Here is a 6,420-nt window from a genome sequence, read left to right on the forward strand (position 1 = left end):
ATGGCGAGCGCCAAGGCACTCGTGCGAGTGCTTGACCACGGAACGGAAGTCGAGTCTGGAGTCCGCCGTCCGATTCGTCTGACTCCCGATGGGTACGCAGGCGTCGCGTATGCGGGCTCCGTCTACCCACTCCGGCAGGGCGATCTCATCGACTTGGACGGAACGAGCTGGGAACTCGCGGACTGCGATCGTTTCCTGTTTACCGGAGCAGAGGTTCCGTACGCTCCCATTGTCGGTGAACCGCTGGAGAAGACCAGCGGTTTCGACGTCGAGTGGCACCTCGAAACCAACCAATACGGGCATATCGTCGTCTTCAACGCGTCGGAGCGCATTGCCGGCAGCTTGGTGTCAGCGCTTGAGGACGCGGGTCTCAGCATCCAGCGCTGGGACGTCAGCCATCGGCCAGCAGATGACGGCAACTTCTACGACTGGTTCGCGCGCCTTCGGTTCAAGGGCAGCCAGGCCGAAGCACTTGCGCTCGTCGAGGATGTCATCGCACCGCCGTCGTCTCTCGCGCCGACGGTGCCAGTCACGAATCCGACCACAGCTCGCCTTGCTGATGCCGAGGCTCGGATCGAGGAGCTGCTCAACCAACTGTACGTCGCGACACGCAAGGGCGAGGCGGCTGAACATGAGGTCGCGCAGCTCCGTCACGATCTTGCGAACGCGGAAGCGAGCGAGCATCGATACCGAGAATCCGTTACCCTCGCAGAACGCCGTCATTCAGATCTGCAAGAGCAACTCGCCGTGCTCCGACAAGGTCTGGGAGGCATGGCTGACACGGCGGAACTGGTGAAGAACCTCGCTGACGCCGAGGAACTTCGAGAACTCGCTCTTGCCGAGAACTCCTTGCTGCTGGAGCGTGTGCGAGCGGCCGACTCGGAAGCGGCAGAAAGCGGAGCACGCGCTGACGACATGGCGGTGCAGGTAGACGCACTCCTTGGGAGAGTGTCGGAACTTGAGGGCCTAGAGACGGAACGACTTCGCGCCTCGACCGCGCAACGGCCTCGACGCGGGGGCGTCATTGACTTCCTGCCGCGGGCGTTCAGCCGCCTTGAGTTCGTTCTAGATGCAGTCGATGTGATTGCCAACCTCGACTCGCCAGCGTCCACGATGAAAGCACTTGCTGAAATCGACTCTGGGCGCCCTGTCGGGAAGGACCTTTCGGGAATGCGTGGCTGGTTTGAGGTGACGGAATTGGCGACGGGCATCGCGGGAAGCGAGCGACTTGGCCGCATCTACTACAAGCCGGGCGGTCAAAGAGTGCTTGTCAGTGTGCACATCGAACAGGACGAAAAACAACAGAGACATCACATCGAGAGGCTGCGAGCCTTCTGACCCCGGTTACCGGCGCCTGAGGCAGGCCTCGATGTCAGAGCGTTCGAGGCGCAATTCCTTGGCTTCGGGCCTCGCGGCCCACGGCCCCAGATCGGTGATAATAGGCGGCGCACTCCGGAGTAGGACCAGTGCCGTCCCGATGGCGCCGCACCAACTCGGCCAGACCTCATGTGCTCTGGGAACTCGCAGCCGCCCTGGTGTGGAGAACACGGGGGGAGTCCGTGGATGCGCTGTCTGTCGGCGCTGCCCCAGGGGGTTGGTACAGCGGGCGCCTGCGCCAGCGCCACACTTAACCCGGGCGTTGCGGAAAGTCCAGTCGTGGACGGCCTTGAGGGTGGATCGGGCGTGTCCTGGCACCTTCCATAATCCAGTCGACCGTACTGGCCTCTCGTCCGAAATCAGCACCTACCCTGAAGCAGGGTCAGGTAGTTTCTGCCGATGCAACGCTCCGGCAGCCGACAAGGAGTGGCAAGTGACAGCGGATGTCCGTGGGCCGGCATGGGCACTCGAGGGATTGGGCGTGCGGTCCGGGCGCTATCCCCTGGCGGTGGAGGGCCCGGTGATGCGGGCGGTGGACCGGTTGGTTCCCGGAGTGTCCACGGTGACCCGCTACATCCGTTACCACTCGCTGTATGCGGCGATCGCGGCGCACGCGGAACGAAACGGTTGGGACGTCACCGGGTGCCGCCGGGCGGTCCGCCGCAGCGAGGTCCTGCTGGCGGCGCTTCAGCACCACACGGGGACAGATCCGGCATGGCTGGCCCACGGGGTCGACCGGGTGCGGCGCTTCTGCACGGGCGAACTGGAACTCGCGCGAGCCGCCGACGAGGAGCAGCTGAGCCAGTCGTACTCACCCCGCCGCTGGGGTTTTTGGGACCAGTACGGCGGACCCGCCACGGTGCTCGGCACCGTGGACGTCCGGGACGGAGTGCTCAGACCCGGCCGACACCCGTGCCCTCCCGCGGTCAAGGAGCTCTTCGCCCCTCTGCTGTCTCTCGCGGCACGGGACGTCGTGTCCTTCGCCGACCTGGAGACAGCGGGGCAGGCGGCACTTGGTGTCCCGTGTCCGGCCGAGCGGGAATGGCTGACGGACGTGCTGACCGCAACTCGCGGTGGAGGAACGCACGCGCAGGGGGACTGGGAGGCGTCCGACCGCACTCGGTGTGCGACCCTCCGTATCCTCGGCCGGGCGATCGATCTCCACGGTCATGAGGGCAACGGGTATCAGGAGACGCTGCGCTCCGCGGTGGCCTTCGGTGGCGAGGCGACAACGGATCCCGTTCTGGCGGCGATTCCCGAGACGGCCGGTTGGCGGGGAGTGCTGCTGCGCCATTACTCCGTCGGCGCCTGGCGTCGGCTGTGGGCGGCGCTGGTGGCCGATGTCGGCTCCAAGGACGGCGAGGCCGACCGGACGGCCGAGGAACTACGCGACTGGCTGGCGCAACAGGCCCCGGACGCGAATGTACGGCGGGTCCTGGACGACCTGCCTCCGCTCAAGAACGCGGCAGGTCAGTTGTTGCCTGTCGAACGGCAACTCCTGACGCAGGGTGCCGATGCCCCGATGACCAATGTGTTGCTCCTGATGGTGGGTGCGCTGCGCTCCCGAGAGGGTCATCTGCCCGGCGACGTAGGGGCCGTCTTCCTGGGCCGTCAGCGGCGCTGGGCCGAGTTTCTCGACCCGACGTGGGTCGACGGCCTCATCGACGACTACGCCGACCGGCCGGTCCGCGACTTGGCCGCCCGGCTGGTGGACGACATGCTCGCCCAGTCCCGCAGAGTCGCCCTCGCGAAGCTGCGCACCGACCCCGCGACCGGCGGGCTGAAGATCTTCTCCCGTCTGCACCTTCGCAACGAGCGTTACTTCAAGACCGGTGACGAAGGAGACTCCGACATCGGCACCCGCATCCCCCAACTGGGCTCCCTGGCAGCGCAACTGGGGCTTTTCGCCGTCCGCGACAACTGCCACACCGTCACCGCGGAGGGACGGCGAATCCTGGAGACAAACCCATGAGCGCGGCACAGCACACCCGATTCGCATCCCCCGTCACGCTGCTGAGAGAGTGGAGCGAACGCAGCGATCAGCAGGCGCTACACGAAGCACTTTTCCTCGGTTTCACAGTTGATCTCCCCTTCCTGGAGAAGGTCGCCATACCCATCGCGCGTGGCCTGGGTGCCCGCACCGCGGTGATCGGTGATGCGGCCCAAGGGCTGTACGACCCGGTCGATGTGCGCATGGCGGGCCGCAGTTATCTGCACGGCCTGGCCTCCTGCCGGCGTGCGTTCCACCCCAAGGTCGTCATTCTGATCGGAGAACACGCCTGCCGGCTCGCAGTGGGGTCGGGGAACCCGACGCTGTCCGGCTGGGGCGCCAACGACGAACTGTGGACGGTGGTGGAGACCGAGGACGACGACTCCCACGCGCTCCTGGCCGACCTCGCCGACTGGTTGGACGCACTGCCCTCCGCCGTGGAACTGGCCCCCTGGTCGGCGAATCACCTGACGGAACTGGCTGCCCTTCTGACCGAACGGCATGTCAACGCCCCGGCCGGACCGGAATCAGGTGCGCGGCTTCTGCACAACCTCCAGGAGAGTCTGCTGGAGCAACTGCCGCTCGGTCCTGTCGACGAACTGCATGCGTACGCCCCGTTCGTCGACGAGGCCAGTCATGCCCTCAGTGGGCTGGTCGGCCGACTGACACCCCGCCGCACCGTCCTCGGGCTCCAGCCTCGCTGGTCCAGCTACGACGCCGGAGCGATCAAGAGGGCACTCGGCGGCTTCGACGCGCAGATCCGTTTCCTCGAGGAGACCCGGATGCGGCACGGCAAATTCGTCGAGTGGCAGGCCGGCGGCCGCCGATACGCTCTCACCGGGAGCCCGAATCTCACTCGCGCCGCGCTGTGCACCAGCACCCGGGACGGCGGCAACTGCGAGCTCGCCGTACTCGCCGCCGACACCGCGCCGCTGCTTCCCGAACAGGGGCGCATCACCTCACTCGCGAGCCTGACGGGCCGCACCATCCGGCCCTTCCAGTCCACCGGTCATACGCTCGTCCTGCTGGGCGCGAAGACGGACAGCGAAGGCCTGCACGTCTCTCTGGCGCACCCCCAGCCCCTGCCCGTGGTGATCAGCACATCTCCGGACGGTTCACCGGGTTCCTGGACGCAGACCGGAACCATTCCGGCGGGGGCGGCGGCCTGTTCCTTCCCGTTGCCCGAGGTTCCTGGTGCGGCGGTTCGCGCCACGTGCGCCCGTCCTGACGGCACCACCGCCGAATCCGCCGTCGTCTTCGTCTACAGCCCCGTGCACTGCGCACGACACCAGAGCGCCGACAGCGGTCCCCGGCTGAGATACGACTACACGGCGCAGACCCTGTTCGCCGACGAGCGTGCCGCACGCCGTTTCGAATCCGATCTGCTGCGCCTGCGCGAGCTCACCGCCGGAACGTCCGCTCCCCGGGTGAGCCCGGCGGGAGACACAACAGCGGGCTCGGTGACATCGAGCGGCGTCGACCGCTGGGACGCCTACCTCGCCGACTGCCGCCGGATGATCGGGGCGCCGTTTACGGATCTGGCGTTCGGCACCTCGCCACTCGACCTGCCGCAAGCACCCTCGTTGCGGTGGATCGTGTCGACGGTCACCGTTGGCGTGCGGGACGAAGACGAAGAGCACGAGGACGAGACGGAGGAGGACCTCCCCACCACGAGCGAGCCGCTCGCCCCGTACGTCGCGCCAGAGCAGCGTGCCCGTTGTCGCGCCTGGGCCCAGCGCTGGGTCGCGGCGCTCACAGGCCCTGACGGTTCAGCCGCAGCACCGGTTCCGGTCCGGCTGCTCGTGGCCAACCTGTACGTCCAGCTCCTGGCCGCCGGAGTCTGGGACGAGCAGGACCAGAGCTGGCGCGACGGACTCAGCCGCCTCCTCGAAGCACTTGGTTCCGAAGGCCTGGCGGGCGCGGCGGACCACGATGCTCCGCCCGAGACCCGGCGACGGCTGGACGCGGTGGCGGCCGTGGTGATGACACTGCTCGTCCAGGACGCCACGTTCACCGGCGGCGGCGAGCACGACGTACTGGCGGCCCGCGCCTGGCACGGCGGCAAGGCGATGATCGCGCGTGCCGAGCCCGCCGAGGCGGAGGACCTGATGATCCCGCCGGAGCGGGCGCTCGCCCGCGTCGCGCCCTGGAGCGAGGTGGAGAGGCTCATCGCTCTGGCGCAGGAAGACGACCCCTACGCGGAGGCGATCGAGGGGCTCACCGCGGCCGGTTGGTCGGTCGTGTGCGAGGACGGGCTCTGGGAGATCACGGGCTCCTTCGGCAATCCGCTTCCGGTCGTGGCCAAGGCCGCCGAACGACTCGGGCGGCACCACGCCGACGGCGTGCTTGTACGAGCCCGCAGCACGAACCGCTGGGCCTTCATGGCGTGGGCGGACCCCTACCTGGTCCTGCTGAATCCCCCGGCACGCGTCTGGCGCACCTACCAGGTACGACTCCCTGCCACACCGGAATCACGGTTCAGCGGCGGCGACCTTTCCGCGGTACCCGGCCGCGTCGGTTCTCCGACCCCGCTACAGAAGGGTCCGCCGGAAGCTCTCAGGAAGATTCTCGCCGAAGCAGGCCTCACCTACCCGGAGTTGGTCAGTCGCCTGTTCACACTCGACACTTGACGGGGAAAGGTAGCGATCAGTGCCGTGACGCCACCGGCGACAGACCGTCGAGCGGCGGATTTCCCTCGATTGACCTCGTCTCACCGTCACGCCGCTGCTCAAGGCGGGCAGGCGCGATTGAGCTTGTTCCACTTTGACGGACACCATTGGTGTGGTGGTCAGGCTGCGAGTGCGGTCTCGTATTCGGCGGGACTGCGGTAGCCGAGGTGCAACCGATGCAAGTTGTACCAGCCCTCGATGAAATCGAAGATGGCGGTGTGGGCAGCGGCCCGGTTGGGCCAGGCGGAGGTGCCGAACAACTCACGCTTGATGGTGGCGAAGAACGACTCGGCGAGCGCGTTGTCCCAGCACTGACCGGTGCGGCCGACCGACAGTCGAACTCCGAACTGGTCGGCCAGGGAAGCAAATTGCTGGCTGGTGTAC

General features: G+C 67.2%; 4 protein-coding genes. 3 read left to right on the forward strand and 1 reads right to left on the reverse strand.

Annotated elements, in window-relative coordinates:
- From GUY61_RS09390 to GUY61_RS09400, 3 genes are all read left to right on the forward strand, one after another.
- Positions 1–1,338 carry a hypothetical protein gene (locus GUY61_RS09390; RefSeq protein ID WP_166629620.1) on the forward strand — a complete coding sequence of 446 codons (1,338 nt, stop codon included), beginning with the start codon at positions 1–3 and terminating at the stop codon, positions 1,336–1,338.
- A 472-nt stretch (positions 1,339–1,810) separates the two neighbouring features.
- Positions 1,811–3,349, forward strand: a complete 1,539-nt coding sequence (locus tag GUY61_RS09395) for a hypothetical protein (RefSeq protein ID WP_313896592.1) — start codon at positions 1,811–1,813, stop codon at positions 3,347–3,349.
- Complete coding sequence (locus GUY61_RS09400) at positions 3,346–5,997, forward strand: hypothetical protein (protein ID WP_166629621.1); 2,652 nt, start codon at positions 3,346–3,348, stop codon at positions 5,995–5,997. The genes GUY61_RS09395 and GUY61_RS09400 overlap by 4 nt, the downstream gene beginning before the upstream one ends.
- A 158-nt stretch (positions 5,998–6,155) precedes the next feature.
- Here GUY61_RS09400 and GUY61_RS09405 read toward each other — a convergent pair.
- Positions 6,156–6,420 (reverse strand): integrase core domain-containing protein (locus GUY61_RS09405; RefSeq protein ID WP_166629622.1); only part of this gene is annotated, 265 nt, incomplete at its 5' end.

This window comes from Streptomyces sp. GC420, assembly GCF_009916105.1.
Taxonomy (GTDB): domain Bacteria; phylum Actinomycetota; class Actinomycetes; order Streptomycetales; family Streptomycetaceae; genus Streptomyces.